This is a genomic window from Paraburkholderia sp. CNPSo 3076, assembly GCF_026343935.1.
GTDB classification, from domain to species: domain Bacteria; phylum Pseudomonadota; class Gammaproteobacteria; order Burkholderiales; family Burkholderiaceae; genus Paraburkholderia; species Paraburkholderia nodosa.
Genome location: NZ_JAPMAL010000001.1, coordinates 103,393 through 120,334 on the forward strand (window position 1 = coordinate 103,393; position 16,942 = coordinate 120,334).

Sequence of the window (16,942 nt, forward strand, 5' to 3'; positions counted from 1 at the left end):
GCCTCGTCCAGGCAGCGCGAACTAGCCGCGCGCCGGGCGGAACGGGCCTACGCGGCCCATAAGGTCGCGGCGACTCCCCGTATTAACGGCCGCGACCGGCGCGAACTTTAGCCGGTCCAAAAACAACTGCAAAGCTCATCCGGAAAATATGGCCGAAATACGACACTGCGGGCTTATGCGACTGCCAATTTGTACCGATTTGATCCGCCGATGCATGTCGATGCATGTCGATTAACGGGGACTGAACTCGTCGCCGCCAGCGATCGGATGAGTCTCGCGATCAGCTGCGCGCGAGCGAGCGCACCAGCGCGTCGCGCCCGAGCATGACGCCCTGCGGCGTGATCGTGTGGCCCACGCCCGGCAGCGCGAAAGCGGTGACCGCGAATCCCGCGTCGCTGAACGCGGCGGCGGCGCGCTCCAGTTCGGTCGCCGGAATCACTTCGTCGTCCTCGCCGTGCACGAGCGTGAGCACCGTGCGGCTTTTCGCGACCACGGGCGTGACGAGCCGGCCCGCATAGGCGACCACGGCCGCCGCGCCCGCCGGCTGCGTGGCCGTGTGGTAGAGCGACATGATCGAGCCTTGCGAGAAGCCCACCAGGGCGAGCGCGTCGTGGCCGAGCCCCCAGTGGGCAAGTTCGGCGTCGAGCCGCCGCTCGAGCGCCTGCGAGGCGGCAACGACGCGCGCCTCGCGGTTGCTCTCGCTGATGTCGCGCAGACTGAACCACTGGCGTCCGCCAAAGCCGCCGTCGAAGGGTTCGCTGCCATCGAGCGACGTGAACGCGACGCCGGGCAGCGCATCGCGCCACACGTCGGCGAGCGGCGTGAGGTCCTGTGCGTTGCTGCCTACGCCGTGCAGCAGCACGACGAGCGCGCGAGCGGCGCCGTCGGCCGGCGCCAGACGCCAGCCCCCTTCGAATGCTTCCCAGCTCATGATCGGACCTCCCCTGTACTGACGTTCGTATTGTGTCTCCAGCGCACGCTTTTTGCGCGGCGCACGGCAGGCGCAAGGATACGCTCGCCGCGCACCGCGTGTACGAAAGACTCCATTTCCCGGCGTTACCTAAAGCCGCGTCAGCAGCCCGATCGCGCGCGAAAGCCATTCGCAAGCCCCATGACCCTGCGCAGCATGAGGATGCTCCGCGGCTGGCGATGACAAAAGGCGATTACAGGTATCCTTTGCCGCAAACCGAATACGCGGAGAACATGCTTGAACCAGCCCGCCGCATCATCGGCGCCGCCTGCGCCGCCGCCTCCGCTCCAGGGAGGCCGTCTGGTCCTCGGCACCATCGCGGTCTCGCTCGCGACCTTCATGAACGTGCTCGACACGTCGATCGCCAACGTCGCCATTCCGACCATCTCCGGCGACATGGGCGTTTCCGTGGACGAAGGCACGTGGGTCATCACCGTGTTCGCGGCGGCCAACGCCGTTTCCATTCCGCTCACCGGCTGGCTCACGCAGCGCTTTGGTCAGGTGCGCCTCTTCATCACCTCGATCCTCTCGTTCGTGCTGGCGTCGTGGCTGTGCGGCATCGCACCGACCCTGCCTTTCCTGCTGATTGCGCGCGTGCTGCAAGGCGCCGTGGCCGGCCCGCTCATTCCGCTCTCGCAGGCCATCCTGCTCGGCTCCTGGCCCAAGGACAAATCCGCGAGCGCGCTAGCGTTCTGGGCGATGACGACGACCGTCGGCCCGATCGCGGGACCGGCGCTCGGCGGCTGGATCACGGATAGCTACAACTGGGCGTGGATCTTCTATATCAACATCCCAGTGGGTTTTTTCGCGGCTTTTGTGACGTGGTCGATCTACCGTAACCGCGAATCTGCCACGCGCAAACCGCCTATCGACGTGGTGGGCCTCGGCCTGCTGATCGCCTGGGTCGCCTCGCTCCAGATCATGCTGGATAAAGGCAAGGATCTCGACTGGTTCAACTCGCCCGTGATCGTCACGCTCGGCCTCGTCGCGCTCATCAGCTTTGCGTTCTTTCTCGTCTGGGAGCTCACCGAGGAACATCCGATCGTCGATTTACGTTTGTTCGGACAACGGAACTTTCTCGGCGGCACGATTGCGATTTCCGTGGCCTATGCCGTGTTCTTCGGCAATCTCGTGTTATTACCGCAGTGGATGCAGGAGTATCTGAATTACCGCTCGGTGGACGCGGGCCTCGTGACCGCGCCGCTAGGCATCTTCGCGCTGCTGCTCTCGCCTGTTGTGGGGCGCCTGTTGCCGCGCTCCGACGCGCGCATCATCGCGACGATCGCGTTCGTGATGTTCGCGGGGGTGTTCTACATGCGTTCGCAGTACGTGATCGAAATCGACACCTTCCATCTCGTGCTGCCCACGCTGCTGCAAGGCATCCCCATGGCGCTCTTCTTCGTGCCGCTCACGGCGATCATTCTCGCGGGGCAGCCGCCGAGCCGCGTGCCCGCGGCGGCGGGCCTCTCGAATTTCGTGCGCGTGTTCTGCGGCGCGGTGGGCACCTCGATCGCGACCAACGCATGGAACAACCGCACGATCCTGCATCACGCGCGGCTCACGGAGCAGGCCTCGGTCAACAACCCGACCTTCGTGCAGGCGATAGATCAGACCCAGAAGGTGCTGAATTTGAGCGAGCCCTCCGCACGCGCGCTGTTCGACTTTCAGCTCACCACGCAGGCCGCCATGATGGGGCTGAACGACATTTTCTATATCTCGGCGATCATCTTTCTCGTGATCATTCCGCTCATCTGGATCACGAAGTCGACGAAGGGCGGAGGCGGCGGCGGCGCGGCGGGGGCGCATTGACCGGCGAGGTTCGGTCAAGGCGCGCAATGAAGCCGTGGCGGCAAGCGCGAGCCGCTACAATCGCGGGGACCGCGGCGGGCGCCCCGCCGCGACTGCACGGCTCCCTCCCATGAATCACACGTTCGACTACACGCCTACCCTCGACGCCATCCATCGCGACCTGCAGCCGTATATCGGCACAGGCCGCGTCGCCGACTACATTCCCGAACTCGCCACAGTGCGCCCCGATCACTTCGGCATGGCTATCGTGACGGTGGACGGCCAGGTGTACCGCACCGGCGACGCCGACGTGCGCTTTTCCATCCAGAGCATTTCGAAGCTGTTCGCCTGCACGCTCGCGTTCCAGCTGCTCGGCGACGCGCTCTGGCAGCGCGTGGGCCGCGAGCCTTCCGGCACGGCATTCAACTCGCTCGTGCAGCTCGAATTCGAGGCGGGCAAGCCGCGCAACCCGTTCATCAACGCGGGCGCGCTGGTCGTGACCGACGTGCTATGCCGCCGCTTCGTGCAGGCCGAAACCGCGCTCGTCGATTTCATGCGGCGGCTTGCGGGCGAGCCCGGCATCGGCTACGACCTCCGCGTCGCGCAGTCGGAACTCGCGCACGCCGAGCGCAACCGCGCGATGGCGCATTTCATCGCGAGCTTCGGCAACCTGGAGATGCGCGCCGATACCGTGATCGACGCGTATTGCCGCCAGTGCGCGATCTCAATGAGCTGCGTGGAACTGGCGCGCGCGGCGCTCTTTCTGGCGAACGGCGGCGTTTCGCCCGCGAGCGGCGAACCCGTGCTCGACGCGAGTTCGGCCAAGCGCCTTTCTGCGCTGATGCTGACCTGCGGCACCTACGACGCGGCCGGCGACTTCGTCTACCGCGTGGGCTTGCCTGCGAAGAGCGGTGTGGGCGGCGGGATCATCGCGGTGCTGCCGGGCGAGTTCGCGGTGTGCGTGTGGTCGCCGGGCCTCGACGCAACGGGGAATTCGCTCGTGGGCTCGCTGGCGCTGGAGTGGTTGACGACGCGCACCGGCCGCTCGATTTTCTGAGGCTTGGGTGAACGCCATCCGGTCAGCATCCGCCAGCCCTTCGCGGCGACGCAGCCTCAGAGCGGCGGCCGCTCGAGCGTGAGCCAGCGCTGCACGGAAGGCCTCCGCCACTGCGAGAGGGCGTACTGCGCCAGCCGATGCGGCACCGGATCCCCGTTCAGCACCAGCCGGTTCAGCATCAACGCCAGGTCCACGTCGGCAATGGACCATGCGCCGAAAAGGTGCTTTTCGCCTTGCGCGAGCAGCGCGTCGGCCATCGCGAAGAGCTTCTCTGCCGCGAGTTGCGCCGCGCGGGAAAGCGGCGCCGTGGTCGGGCCGTAAAACACGACCTCGGTCGAGCGCTCCTGGCGGATCGGCATGAGATCGCTGCGCAGCCACGCCTGCAGCTGGCGCGCGCGGGCGCGCTGTTGGCTATCCGCCGGATACAGCGCCACGCCGGGAAAGGTTTCGTCCAGATACTCCGTGATCGCCGAGGATTCCGAGAGCGCGAAGCCATCGTGGATCAAGGTCGGCACGCGCCGCGTGAGCGACATCGCCGCGAATTCCGGCTGCTGGTTTTCGTTCTTTGCGAGATCGACAGTCGAAAGCTCGAACGCGAGCGCCTTCTCGTGCAGGGCGACGAAGACGGACATCGCATAGGGACTGGCGTACTGGGCGTCGGCGTAGAGGTGGAGAGTTGGGTTGGTCACAGTCGGCTCCGTTATTGGCGCCGACGATAGTAGCAAGCAGGGCCGCCGTTGCGCTCGACCACTGACGGGCTGACCGAAGCAGGCCGCCCCGCTCCGCTCACGCCGTCGTGGAGACCAGCCCCGTGGTTTTGCCGCTCGAGACCATCAACTGCGCCAGCGAACTCTGCACGCTCGCCAGTTGCGACGCGATCTGGCTGACCTGGCTCGCGTCCGATTGCGACGCCGAGCTCAACGCGCTTTGCGCACTCTGGATCTGCGCCTTGATCTGGCTGATCTCGCCCGAGTTCGACCCTTGCGCTGCGGCGCCCGAGGTCTGCGACGACACCTGCGCGAGCTGCGCCTGAAGCGACGCGATGAGCGCATTCAATTCGTCGAGTTCGCTCGATGACGAACTGCTGGAGGATGCTGCGCCGCCTCCCCCGCCGCCGCCCGCCTTCGAAGAGGCCGAGGTGCTTTGCGTCGAAGTCGAAGTCGACGTGGTGCCGCTACTGGACGCGCTCGTCGACGAACTCGTCGTGCTGTTGTCATTCGAATTCGACGATGCCGCGCCCGAGGAAGCGCCGTTGCCTGCGCCGCTCGTCGAAGCCTGCGCGCCGGTGCCGTAGGCAGTCGTCGTAGACGTCGTCGCGGTAATGGGTTGAATCTGCACGGAATCTCTCTCGCCGTAGTCAGTGGCAGCTCAGCCGCCGAATAACGCCCTATCCGTGTGTTATCGGCAGCCTGAAGGTTTCTTGAGCGCTGTCCGTGCCGCTTTTATCGCAGGGGCGGTCGTGGTCCGTCTACACCATGATGTATCCGTGCCGCATACCGAGCATCACCGCTTCGGTGCGATTAGTCGCGCCGAGTTTGCCGAAGATCGACGAGAGGTGGGATTTCACCGTGTTGTCCGAGATGTCGAGTTGCCGGGCGATCTCCTTGTTGCCGAGTCCGTCGGCGAGCATCGCCAACACCTCGATCTCCCGTAGCGACAAGGCTTCGAACGGCCCGCCGGATGCCGTCTGGCGCAACGGTTTTCGTCCGGCCAGCAGCCTTGCGAGGATGTCGGGCGACAGCACGCACAGGCCGGCGGCGGCGGCTTCGATGGCCGCGACGATTTCGGCGGGCGTCACGTCGCGCGACAGGATCGCCGTCGCATCGGTGGGCAGTTCGTCGAGGAACGCGTCGCTATCCGGGTCGTCGAGCAACAGGACCAGCGCCGGTGGCGCGCGGCCAGGGTCGACTAGCGTCTTGAGCGCGTCGCCCGCCTCCGGTTCGATGTCGGCCAAGACGACATCCGGCACCGAACCGGCCAGGTCAGCGGCGAGCGTTTCGGCGTCGGCGGCGCTACCCAGCAACGCGAGTGCCGGGTCCGCCTCGACGATCGTTTGCAGGCTTGCGCGCACCTGCGGCGATGCCGCAATGAGCGCGACCCGCACCGGCCCCATGTATTCCATCTTTCCGTCCGACATATTGCCGCGTCCCGCACCTCACCTGCATGCATGCCGTTGAGGCCGTTCGCCCACGGTTACCGTGCACGCGTGGCGCTCGCCGCCCCGGATCAACGTCACTGGCAACGGCTGCCCGATGCCCGTCGAGCCCAGCGCGGCGTGCAGGTCGCCCATGTCGCGGCAAGGCTGGCCGCCCAGTTCGATCAGCACATCGCCGATGAGCACACCGGCCTGTTCCGCGGGACCGCCCGGCGCAAGCGAACTGATCAGCAATCCGCTATTGAACGACAGGTTCATTTTGTCCACCCATGCGTTCGGCAGGCTGACCTGCTGCGTGCCGACGCCAAGGTAGCCCCGTGAGACGCGCCCCTTGGCCAGCAGTTCATCGGCGACGCGCTCCACCGTCATCGCGGGAATCACCATGCCGGCGCTGCGCATCAGTCCCGACGTGCAGATGCCCACGACCTGGCCGCGCATATCGGCGAGGGCCGCGCCCGAGAAACCCGGGCGCAGACCGCCGTCCAGTCGCACGAATGCGTCGAGCTGCCCGCCTCTCCAGGTGCGCCAGGGACCACCCGTGCTGCCGATCACGCCAAAATCAGCGCTGATGCCGAGTTCGTCCGTACGCGCGACGGCGAGCGCCAGATGACCCGGCTTCAGTGAGCGAGCATCGCCGGACTCGACTGGGTCCAGGTCCACGCCGTCCAGCTTCAGCACGGCGAGGTCGGTGCCCGGATCCTGGCCTGCGAGGACTGCGGCGACCGTACGACCGTCGGCCAAGGTGATGTCGATTCCCTCCTCACGCCGGATCGTGTGGGCAGCCGTCACGACGACGCCATGGCGCCAGATTACCCCACTCGACGGCATGCGATGCCGGCCATGGATTGCCACGACGCTCTGTCCGACTCGCGCGACAATGTCGGCCAGACCGTCCGAGAGAGCCATTAAAGGATTTGCGCTCGAGGATGTCGTTTCCATTTCAGGTCTCCTGCTGATCGTGGGTTCACAATGACAGAAGGACAGGCGGCGCACACCACCCAAATGGGTAGTCGGATCGATGCAGCTCACACTGAGTCAAAGCGGGAGGAAGGCCATGAGGACGCTTGCCAGATTCACATCAGGCATCCGGCGCACGCGCCAGTGGTGGATGGCCGTGATGACCGCGGCGCTCTGTTTGCTGGGCCAGGGCGCTTTCGCGCAGGCGGACGCCAGGGCGACGAGCCTACGCGAAAAGTACCAGAGTCTCACGCAGCCACTCGCGGAAAACCAGTTTCAGCGGCCGCTGTACCTCGAATCCCAGGAGTTACCATCGGCACTCAAAGGCGATATTTACGGGGTGGTCAACTTCCCTTTCGCGACGGTCAACGACACGCTCAACCACCCGACTCAAGGGCCTGCCAACTGGTGCGACGTGCTGATCCTGCACTTGAACATCAAGTACTGCCATGCCTCGACCAGCGCGAGCGGTACGGTTCTCGCGGTGAATATCGGCAAGAAAACCGAGGAATCGCTTTCCTCATCCTACCGCGTGCAATTCACCTGGCATCAGGCAGTGAGTAGCCCTGACTATCTTCGCGTGGAGCTCTCCGCCGCCACGGGTCCGCTGAGCACGAAGGACTACCGGATCGTGCTGGAGGCCATACCCGTGGGTGACGATCGCACCTTTATTCATCTGACTTACGCCTACGGTTACGGCACGGCGGGCCGGCTTGCCATGAAAGCCTATCTGGCGACGATAGGCAGCGATAAAGTCGGCTTTTCCACGACCCGCGATCCGTCGTCGAACGAGACGCGATACATCGGCGGCGTGCGCGGTCTGGTCGAACGCAATACCATGCGCTATTACCTCGCCATTCAAGCGTATCTCGATGCGCTTGCCAGCCCGCCCGCCGCCAGCCTCGACAAACGCCTCACCGAGTGGTTCGACGCGACCGAGCAGTATCCGCGGCAACTGCACGAGGTCAGCCGCGCCGACTACATGCAAATGAAGCACGGCGAATATCAGCGTCAGCAGATCGCGCAGTAGCCCGCGCAGCGCGCAGGCGTCACCGGTCCGTTTGCGAACATCCCGACTTAGCGCCCCGGCGGTGCAACTTCAGGCACGCGCCGTTTGAAAGATGGCGCGGCAACCCCCTCGATCATGATGTTCACGCAGGCTGGCAGCTTCGCGCTCTGCGCAGCCTGCGCCCGTTCGATCGCGTCGTCCATGTCGTCCGCACGCTCGACGAGCGCGCCCGCTCCGCCGAAGGCTTCGGTCACCCGATCGTAGCGTGCAGGCAGCAGCTCGCAGCCGATCAGCCGCTCGGGGCCATAAGTGCGCAACTGGATCTGATACTCGGCGTTCCAGCGCGCGTCGTTGCCGACCACGGCCACGAAGGGTAGTCCGTAGCGCACGGCGGTATCCATTTCCGCCGCATGAAAGCCGAACGTGCCGTCCCCCATCACGGCGACGACGGGCGCATCAGGATGCGCAACGCGCGCGGCCAGTGCGAACGGCAGCGCGGCGCCGATCGCCCCGGCGACGCCGTTGATCACGCGATGCGGTGCGCGCAGGCAGGCTTGCGCCCACTGCCCGAATTCGCCGCCATCGGAGACGAAAACCGCGTCGGGATGGCTGTCGAGCAACGCCTGGAACGGCGCGAGCGCCTGAACAGGATGCACCCGTCTTTCGAGCGACGATGATGCCGTGCGCCATTGCTCGGGCCGCCATCCAATCGCGCCCTGCACGTCGCGCGCCCAACGTTCATCGCACTTGTGGGCATGGAGGGAAACGGTAGCCAGCATTTCGAGCGCGGGGAAACTATCCGCCACCGCCGTGCCGATCAAACGCTCACCCACCGCGCGGCGCGTGCGTGCAATCTCCTGCGGCTCCGGGTCGACCTGGACAAACGTGCAACCCGGCGCAAACGCGGGCGATTTCCCGAACGCCAGCGTGAAATCCATCCGCTTGCCGATCAGCATCACGCGGTCGGCCTGCGCCAGAACCTCGGCGAACGCCCCCAGACGCGGATCGTTGATGCCTCGCGGACTCTCCATGCCGATGACCGGAATGCCGAGCGCCGCCGCAAGCGTGTCCGTGCGCTCGCGGCCCGCGCGCGTCATGCACGCCGGCCCCACGAGGATCAGCGGGCGCGACGCGTCGGCGAGGCTCGAGACGAGGCGCCTGGCCGTTGTATCGTCAAGCATCTGCCTCGCAGGCATAAAGCTTTCGGCATGCATTTCAGCGGGCATGTGCGCCGCGCCCTCCAATACGTCCGTTGGCAGGCTCAGGTGAACGGGCCCGGGCCGCCCCGACTGCGCGGTGCGCATCGCGTGGACCAGTTCATCGACGAGGGTGTCCGGATGTTGTGCGGTGGCGGCCATCTTCACGAGCGGCGCCGCGACATCCGCCTGCCGCATCTCCTGAAATGCGCCCATGCCCAACTGGTCGTGCGGTGCATGCCCGGAGAGCAGCAGAACGGGCGACTCCGCCATCTGCGCCGTATAGAGCGCCGAAACCGCGTTGGCATGACCGGGACCGCCGGTCACCAGCGCCACGCCGACCTTGCCGGTCAAGCGCGCATAGGCGTCCGCCATATGCACGGCCGCGGCCTCATGGCGCGTGTGGAACAACTCGATACCCGCGCCAATGCAAGCGTCGAACACCGGCATGATGTGGTTGCCCGACAAGGTGAAGACATGCTTCACCCCTGCTTTGGACAACGCCTTTACCAGCGCGTCAGCGCCGCGGCATGCAATCGACATTGCGATATCTCCTGTTCAAGACGTGTTGATTCCCGCATTAAATGGGTGTCGAGTGGATTAATCGCGTCATCTATCAACGCGAAAAGTCAGTAATTCTTGAAGTCGACGAAAGAATTGCTTCGTCTCGCGCGCGATGCGCCGACACCCATGTTTTCCCTGATGGCAATCCGAAGGCTAACACATTACATTGCGACTCATACATATGAGTTGTATGACTGTGTCGGACAGGCGACGCTCCCTGCGGGCCCGCGCCGGCTAAACAGCAAACTTCGATTCGTAGTGCTACCTTCTGCCCGGCCGCACATGGGCCGGGCAACCTTGCCGGACCTCGCTCTCCAGACTTCATGCGCCGGGCTGCGCTGCGGATGTCAATCGCTCAGGCGGCGGAGGTGTGCGTTGAACCTCAGAGTTTCTTTCAGCAAGGATTACTACGCCGGCGCACTGATGGTCGTGATCGGCGCAAGCGCCGCGTACGCCGGCTTGTCCTATGACGTGGGATCGCTGACGAGCATGGGGGCGGGTTTCTTTCCCGTCGCCGTGGGCACGCTTCTGGCTGTCGTCGGCATTCTGATCGCGCTCTCGGCGAAGGATCTGCCCAAACCCGCTTCGAACACGGCGGATGCGCATGCGCGGCTGCCCGACCTGCGTGGCGCCATTTGCATTATCACGGGCACGCTCGCCTTCATCCTGCTCGGCAAGTACGGCGGCCTGATTCCCGCCACCTTCGCGATCGTCTTCATTTCCGCGCTCGGAGACCGAACCAATACCCTGTTTCGCGCAGCCGCGTTGTCGATCGTCATGTGCGCGATCGCCCTCGTTGTCTTCTCATGGGCGCTAAAACTTCAGCTGGCGCCATTCGCCTGGGGATAGTGAGCAACATGATCGAACAATCCTTGCACGACCTCTTTTACGGCTTCTCGGTTGCGCTTCAAGGCACCAACCTGATGTGGTCGTTCTTTGGCGTTCTAGTGGGCAACATGGTGGGCGTGTTGCCGGGCATGGGCGCGCTGTCGGCAATCTCCATCCTGTTGCCGCTGACCTATGTCATGCACCCTGTACCGGCGATCCTGATGCTCGCCGGCATTTTCTACGGATCTCAATACGGCGGCGCAATCGGCGCCATTCTGCTCAATCTGCCTTCTCACCCTCCGCATGCGATCACCTGTCTCGACGGGTATCCCATGGCAAAGGCCGGCAGAGGCGGCGCGGCGCTCGGCATCACGATGTTGAGTTCGTTCTTCGCGGCGTCGACCGGCATCATCCTGATGATTTTTGCTTCGCCATTGCTCACGGCAATGGCCTTCAAGTTTGGCCCCTCGGAGATCTTCTCCGTCATGCTGCTGGGTCTGCTCGCCGGCTCGACAATGTCGAGAGGCTCGGCGCTCAAAGGCATCGCCATGACGCTTTTCGGCTTGCTTTGCGGCATGGCCGGCACCGATGTCAATACGGGCACGTTCCGCTTCACGTTTGGCCTGACCGACATGAACGACGGGCTCGAACTGGTTGCGATCGCGATGGGGCTCTTTGGCGTGGCCGACTTCCTGTGCAACGTCAACAGAATGCAGGTATCGAGCAAGTCGCTGAGCGTGCGCTTCAAGGACATGCGCCCCACGCGCGAGGAACTCAAAGCCACCTTCTGGCCAATGACACGAGGAACGGCCGTGGGCGCGCTGTTCGGCGCCATGCCGGGAACCGGCCCGACGATCACGACGTTCGTGGCCTATGCGCTGGAGCGCAAGCTCTCAAAGAATCCCCAGGCGTTCGGCACGGGCGTGATCGCCGGCGTCGCGGCGCCCGAAGCGTCATCGCACTCGAAAACGCAGGTCGATTTCATTCCGACGATGAGCCTCGGCATACCCGGCGACCCGGTGATGGCGCTGATTCTCGGTGCGCTCATTATTCAGGGCATTACGCCTGGCCCACAGTTGATCTCGGAGCACCCCGATATCTTCTGGGGCCTCATTGCTAGCTTCTGGATCGGCAATATTCTTCTCGTGCTGCTCAATGTGCCGATGATCGGCGTGTGGGTCAAATTGCTCAGACTGCCTTATCGGTATCTGTTTCCCTCTGCGATGTTCTTTATTGCCGTTGGCGTATTCAGCACCCAGAACAGCCTTTTCGAGGTGTGGCAAGTCCTGGCGTTCGGCTTGATCGGCACCGTGTTCAATTACCTTGGCTTTTCAGTCGCGCCTATCTTGCTTGGCTTCGTCCTCGGACCGATGATCGAGGAGAACTTTCGCCGCGCGCTGCTCATTTCGCACGGCAATATGTCCATTTTCATCGAGCGGCCCATCAGCTGCGGATTCCTCATTACATCGCTGTTGCTCGTCGTGATGGTCACGCTATCGGCACAACGAAACCGCCGCCGCGCGAACAAGAAAGAACGCGTGCGCCAGGGTGGAGCGCGCGCCGAAATGCCCCGGGCCAGCAGCGATTTAACGGGGCAGTAGAAAGACCGCTCGGCTGCAAACTGTCCGGGCGGTAAAGTCGATCCGGTTGGCGTAATACCGCCCGGGATTTTGTTGTAAGCAGGCCATAGCATCGGTCATGTGCGATCACCTGTTCGCTTCAACGCTAGTACAATACGGGTTACTACCTAACTGAAAACCCGTTGCTCGTGAATACCCCCTCCTCGCCCGTTCGCACTTCCCCTGATACCTTCGAACGCATTCAACGCCAGATCGCCGCTACCGCACGCTGGATGCTCGAGTTGCACGACGACATCAGCGATCTGAAAGCGGCCGTCAATCGTCGTCCGATTCAGTCCTGACCTCGGCTCGGCCGCCGCGCTTGCGATACGGGGCCGATAATCAGCCAAGCAAATGAAAAAGCCCGCCGGGACGTCGCATCCGGCGGGCTTCGCAACAACAGCAATCAACGATCAAGTTCAATTCGCGCCGATATGGCTCGCGCTGACGACCTTTTGCCATTTCGCCGATTCCGTGGCGATCCTGGCCTGAAGTTGGGCAGGCGTGTCGCCTACCGGGTCCATACCGAGCACGGCCAGGTGCTGGCGCGTGGCGGGCTGTGCGAGCACCTTCACGGTATCTTGCTGAATCTTGTTGATGACGTTCGCGGGCGTGCCCGCCGGCGCCACGAGTGCGAACCAGCCGGTCACATTGAAACCGGGCAAGCCGGCTTCGCTCACAGTCGGAATATCGGGCCACGCAGCTGAGCGGTGGTCGCCGGTCACGGCGAGCACCTTGATCGTCTTGCCCTTCATGAAGGGCATGGCCGCAGCGATGTTGGGCAACACGACCTGCACGCGGTCCGCCATCAGATCGTTCAGCGCAAGCACCTCGCCCTTATAGGGCACGTGAACCATCGGAATGCCCGCCGCGCCCGAGAACGCTTCGTCGGCCATGTGAACCTGGCTGCCGATACCGGCTGAACCAAAGTTCAGCTTGGGATGTTGCGTTTTCCCGTAGGCGATCAGCTCCTTCACATTCGAAATGGGCAGCGAGGGCGCCACGGCAACGACCATCGGATTACTCGCCACCGTCGTGATATAGCTGAAATCCTTGGCCGTATAAGGGAGTTTTTTGTAGATGTACTGATTGACGGTGAACATGCTCCCCGAAGCCAGCATCAATGTGTAGCCGTCAGGCGAAGACTTCGCTTCGACTTCGGCGGCGATCATGCCACCCGCGCCGGGCCGATTGTCGATCACCACGGACTGCTTCCAGAGCGTCCCCAATCCCTGGCCGATCGTGCGGGCCAGCACATCGGTCGACCCGCCGGCAGAGAAGGGAACGATGATCCGGATCGGCTGGGAAGGCCACGCGTCTTCTGCATGAGCGGCCGACTGCACTTGCAGGGCAGCGGAAAGTGCGGCAGCGAGCACGAGCCCGCGCCGAAGCGTGCGAACGAATTTGGGGGGCATTGCGTTGTCTCCGTTTGAAATAGTGTGGATCGGCCGTGGCTCGATTCAAGGTGGACAGCGAAGCAGTTTCCGGAAATGCGCTTGCCACGCGGCACCCCTCATTGCGCCATCTGCTCGCAAAGAATCGTTTCTCCCGGCCGTACCCGGCTAAATGTCACTGGCTCCTGTTTGATCTCGACCTCTCCTCCACTTTTGCGAATCGTCGTGTAAGCGGACCTCTCCAGATCGCCGGCTTCCGGATAATCCTCACGGAAATGCGCGCCCCGCGAATTCTCGCGGGATAGGGCTGCCTCGGTGATGATCTGGCTAACTGCAATCAGATTCTTCAGGTTCAGCCAGTCGTGCCACTGCGCGCTGAATGCGCGATCGCCGTCCACCACGCCGGTGAGCATCAACCGTTCGTGAAGTTCGGCCAGGACCTGGCGTGCCCGCAAGAGCCCGTCGCGATCGCGAATGATCCCGACATGCGTCCACATGCATTCGTAGAGCGCTTCCCGGATGCTCTCCAGGCCTTTTCCGTTCTTGGAGAAAGGGACTTCGGCTTCCTTGATGGCACCTTCGATGGCAAGCGAATCGGGTTCGCGATATTCACCTTGCGCTTTGACCCACCTCGCCATGTTGTCGCCTGCGATGCCGCCGAACACCGTGGAGTTCGCCACGCCGTTGCCACCCAGCCGGTTCGCTCCGTGCACGCCACCCGTGTCCTCTCCCGCCGCGAAGAGTCCACTCAACTCGGTGCCGCAGTCGGTGTGGAACGTCACGCCGCCCATCATGTAATGCGCGGTCGGCACCACTTCGACGAGCCCGCCCGCGAGATCGAATCCGCAGTCCGCGCAACGTTCCACCATGCCCTTGAACTGCGTGCGCACCTTGTCCGGGCCCAGGTGGCTCATCTGGATGTACACGCCGCCATTGGGCGAAGTCCGCCCCGCACGCATTTCCGAATAGATGCCGCGCGAAACGATGTCGCGCGTGGCGCGTTCGCCGCGCTTGTCATAGCGATCCATGAACCGCTCTTTCGAGCCGTTCAGCAAGTACCCCCCTGCCCCGCGGAGTCCTTCTTCGAGCACGGTTCCGGTCATCCGCGTGTGACTGCCGGCAAGCAGACCCGTAGGATGAAACTGCACCATTTCCATATCGCGCAGCGTGAGGCCCGCGCGCAGCGCCATCGCGAGTCCGTCGCAGCTTTTGTCCCCCGACGGCGTATGGAACTTGTACATCGTCGGCCCGCCGCCCGTTGCGAGCAGCACCGCTCTCGCCTGCACGAATACGAACCGGCCCGTGCGCATGTCGATCATCAACACGCCCGCGACATGCTTGCCGTCGCGCGTCTTGATCAATTCGATGGCCCGATGCTCTTCGAGGCGATGGATGCCGCGGCTCCACACCTGCTCGGCCAGGCGGTTGATGATCTCGATGCCGGTCAGGTCGCCCTTGTGGACCGTTCTGTCGAACGTCTGACCCGCGAACGCCTTCTGGTGAATCGACCCGTCGGGGTTACGGTCGAAAAAGCAGCCGAGCTCGTTTTCGAGCTCGCGCACGCGCTCGACCGCCGTGCTCACCAACGCCCAGGCGAGGTCCTGGTTGGACAACCATTTGCTCCCCTCAATCGTGTCCATGAAGTGACGCTCGACCGAATCGCCGGGCGCCAGAGCGACGTTATAGCCACCCTGCACCATGCGTGTGCAGCCGCATTTCCCGAGCAGCCCTTTCACGGCAACCGTGATCGAGAGGTCCGGCGCCTGCTTGTGCGCGTGCAGCGCGGCAAAGAGACCGGCGCCGCCCGAGCCGAGAATCAGGATATCCGTCTTGACGCGCTCGATATTCATTTTGTCGGTACTCCAAGGCTTTCGAGAACGTCGGCCCGTCGCGAGGCGGTGTCGCCCCTGACTTCGTCGTACAGGCTGCCGCCGTGACTGTCCATGGCCACGAGCAGCGGGCCGAAGCCCTTGATCCTGAATTTCCAGAGCGACTCCGGATTGAGGTCGTCCAGATCGACGGCTTCGATCTTCTCGATCCATGTCGTTTCGAGCGCCGCCGTGCCGCCGATAATCGCCAGGTAGACGCCGCCCAGATCCTGGAACGCCGACTTCGATCCTTCGCGCAAGCCGCCCTTTCCAACGATCATGCGTACGCCGTACTGCTCCATCAGCGGACGCGTGAAGCGTTCCATGCGGTCCGACGTGGTCGTGCCGATGCAGACCGGTTGATATCCCGCCGGGAATTCGCTGCTTGGAGCGACCTTGCGCACGTTGGGCGCCGTGTGAATGACCGCGTGCCCGCGCAGGTCGAATTCCGTCGTGCGCCCCTTGTCGAACAGATGGATCTGCGTGGCGTCGCGGATGCCGAACAGCGTCTGATGCAAGGTCACCGTATCGTTCACGCGCAGCTTGCGGATCTGCGACTCGTCGACAGGCGTATAGAGGTCGTAGTGAGCCATTTCAGAATCCGTAAGTGAGACCGTCTGTGGTAAGCAGCGCCTTCGCGCGCCGCGCCGAATGACACTGCATGTTGACCGCAATGGGATTCATCGTGATGTGCGTCGACGCCAGTTCGATATGCACCGCAAACGCCGTGCTATCGCCCCCGAGACCCTGCGGGCCGACACCGAGACGGTTCACGGCCTCAGTCAATTCGCGTTCGAGTGCCGCGCCTTCGGGGTCGGCGCACGTGGTGCCCAGCGCGCGCGTCGCGGCACGTTTGGCTAGCGCGATGGATAGATCGGACGTGCCGCCGAGACCTACGCCCACGATCGTCGGCGGACACGTTTTGCCGCCTGCCGAGATCACACAGTCGACGACAAACATCTTGATCGCATCGATACCCTCGGCGGGCACGGCCATCTTCAGGAAAGAGTTGTTCTCCGAGCCGCTGCCTTTCGGCACCATCTCGATGGTTGCGGTCTCGTTCTCGTCCGTGAAGTCGACGTGAATGACGGGCACCTCGATGCCGCACGACGTGTGATTGTTCTTGCGCGTGAGCGGATGCACGACCGACGAACGCAGCGGGTGTTCCTTCGTGGCGCGCTCGCACCCTTTGCGAATCGCCGCCTTCAATGCGAAGCCGTCGAACTCGACGTTGCGCCCAAGCGCGACATTGTAAATCGGGATGCCCGTGTCCTGGCAAAGCAGGTTCTCCGTATCTTCGGCGACACGGATATTGGTCCGCATCGTTTCGAGAACCCGCTGCGCGACCGGCGACGTTTCGCTGGCGGAAAGCCTTTCAATGCCCTCTTTCACGTCGGGCGGGAGCAACTTGAGGGCGCGGATATACAGTTCCTTCGAGGCTTCCTCGACGACGTCGAGATCGAGTTTCATGGCCGTCTCATCCGGATTGGTAAAAAGTTGCGGGGCTGTCGTGCAGCGTGGATTTCCGCTATACGGG

General features: G+C 63.6%; 17 protein-coding genes. 7 read left to right on the forward strand and 10 right to left on the reverse strand.

Annotated elements, in window-relative coordinates:
• Positions 1-280: 280 nt before the first annotated feature.
• Complete coding sequence (locus tag M3A49_RS00495; protein ID WP_266227053.1) at positions 281-931, reverse strand: alpha/beta hydrolase; 651 nt, start codon at positions 929-931, stop codon at positions 281-283.
• 276 nt (positions 932-1,207) lie between these two features.
• Between M3A49_RS00495 and M3A49_RS00500 the strand changes: the two genes are divergently transcribed.
• Positions 1,208-2,779, forward strand: coding sequence for a DHA2 family efflux MFS transporter permease subunit (locus M3A49_RS00500; protein WP_266227054.1), 1,572 nt, complete (start codon positions 1,208-1,210; stop codon positions 2,777-2,779).
• A 109-nt stretch (positions 2,780-2,888) separates the two neighbouring features.
• Complete coding sequence (locus M3A49_RS00505) at positions 2,889-3,815, forward strand: glutaminase (RefSeq protein ID WP_266227055.1); 927 nt, start codon at positions 2,889-2,891, stop codon at positions 3,813-3,815.
• Between the two features lie 56 nt (positions 3,816-3,871).
• Here the strand turns inward: M3A49_RS00505 and yfcF are convergent, their stop codons facing one another.
• Positions 3,872-4,504: a glutathione transferase gene (gene yfcF, locus M3A49_RS00510; protein WP_266227056.1), complete on the reverse strand. Its 633-nt coding sequence runs from the start codon at positions 4,502-4,504 to the stop codon at positions 3,872-3,874.
• 97 nt (positions 4,505-4,601) lie between these two features.
• Positions 4,602-4,871, reverse strand: coding sequence for a hypothetical protein (locus M3A49_RS00515; protein WP_266227057.1), 270 nt, complete (start codon positions 4,869-4,871; stop codon positions 4,602-4,604).
• Here M3A49_RS00515 and M3A49_RS00520 point away from each other — a divergent pair.
• Entirely contained in the window at positions 4,858-5,109 is a 252-nt protein-coding gene (locus M3A49_RS00520) for a hypothetical protein (RefSeq protein ID WP_254355354.1), read from the forward strand. The two genes, M3A49_RS00515 and M3A49_RS00520, sit on opposite strands and share 14 nt — an antisense overlap.
• A 174-nt stretch (positions 5,110-5,283) precedes the next feature.
• Here M3A49_RS00520 and M3A49_RS00525 read toward each other — a convergent pair whose 3' ends face one another.
• Together M3A49_RS00525 and M3A49_RS00530 are read right to left on the reverse strand one after the other, a co-directional pair.
• Entirely contained in the window at positions 5,284-5,952 is a 669-nt protein-coding gene (locus M3A49_RS00525; RefSeq protein WP_266227058.1) for a response regulator transcription factor, read from the reverse strand.
• 18 nt (positions 5,953-5,970) lie between these two features.
• A complete protein-coding gene (locus M3A49_RS00530; protein ID WP_323182929.1) occupies positions 5,971-6,876 on the reverse strand; it encodes a S1C family serine protease in 906 nt (301 codons plus the stop codon).
• 202 nt (positions 6,877-7,078) lie between these two features.
• On the opposite strand from M3A49_RS00530, the gene M3A49_RS00535 reads away from it, so the two are divergent.
• Positions 7,079-7,957 carry a hypothetical protein gene (locus M3A49_RS00535; protein WP_416338903.1) on the forward strand — a complete coding sequence of 293 codons (879 nt, stop codon included), beginning with the start codon at positions 7,079-7,081 and terminating at the stop codon, positions 7,955-7,957.
• Positions 7,958-8,004: 47 nt separating this feature from the next.
• On the opposite strand, the gene M3A49_RS00540 is transcribed toward M3A49_RS00535, so the two are convergent.
• Positions 8,005-9,675, reverse strand: coding sequence for a thiamine pyrophosphate-binding protein (locus M3A49_RS00540; RefSeq protein WP_266227061.1), 1,671 nt, complete (start codon positions 9,673-9,675; stop codon positions 8,005-8,007).
• A 444-nt stretch (positions 9,676-10,119) separates the two neighbouring features.
• Between M3A49_RS00540 and M3A49_RS00545 the strand changes: the two genes are divergently transcribed.
• The 3 genes from M3A49_RS00545 (at position 10,120) to M3A49_RS00555 (ending at position 12,445) form a co-directional block, all read left to right on the forward strand.
• Positions 10,120-10,545 carry a tripartite tricarboxylate transporter TctB family protein gene (locus M3A49_RS00545; protein WP_266227329.1) on the forward strand — a complete coding sequence of 142 codons (426 nt, stop codon included), beginning with the start codon at positions 10,120-10,122 and terminating at the stop codon, positions 10,543-10,545.
• 8 nt (positions 10,546-10,553) lie between these two features.
• A complete protein-coding gene (locus M3A49_RS00550; protein ID WP_266227062.1) occupies positions 10,554-12,125 on the forward strand; it encodes a tripartite tricarboxylate transporter permease in 1,572 nt (523 codons plus the stop codon).
• Between the two features lie 161 nt (positions 12,126-12,286).
• Entirely contained in the window at positions 12,287-12,445 is a 159-nt protein-coding gene (locus M3A49_RS00555) for a hypothetical protein (RefSeq protein ID WP_266227063.1), read from the forward strand.
• Between the two features lie 117 nt (positions 12,446-12,562).
• Here M3A49_RS00555 and M3A49_RS00560 read toward each other — a convergent pair whose 3' ends face one another.
• From M3A49_RS00560 to M3A49_RS00575, 4 genes are all read right to left on the reverse strand, one after another.
• Positions 12,563-13,558 (reverse strand): Bug family tripartite tricarboxylate transporter substrate binding protein, encoded by a 996-nt coding sequence (locus M3A49_RS00560; RefSeq protein WP_266227064.1) that lies wholly within the window; start codon positions 13,556-13,558, stop codon positions 12,563-12,565.
• 98 nt (positions 13,559-13,656) lie between these two features.
• A complete protein-coding gene (locus tag M3A49_RS00565) occupies positions 13,657-15,387 on the reverse strand; it encodes an L-aspartate oxidase (RefSeq protein WP_266227065.1) in 1,731 nt (576 codons plus the stop codon).
• Positions 15,384-15,998 carry a fumarate hydratase C-terminal domain-containing protein gene (locus M3A49_RS00570; RefSeq protein WP_266227066.1) on the reverse strand — a complete coding sequence of 205 codons (615 nt, stop codon included), beginning with the start codon at positions 15,996-15,998 and terminating at the stop codon, positions 15,384-15,386. The genes M3A49_RS00565 and M3A49_RS00570 overlap by 4 nt, the downstream gene beginning before the upstream one ends.
• A gap of 1 nt (position 15,999) precedes the next feature.
• Positions 16,000-16,875, reverse strand: coding sequence for a fumarate hydratase (locus M3A49_RS00575; RefSeq protein WP_266227067.1), 876 nt, complete (start codon positions 16,873-16,875; stop codon positions 16,000-16,002).
• Positions 16,876-16,942: the final 67 nt, after the last annotated feature.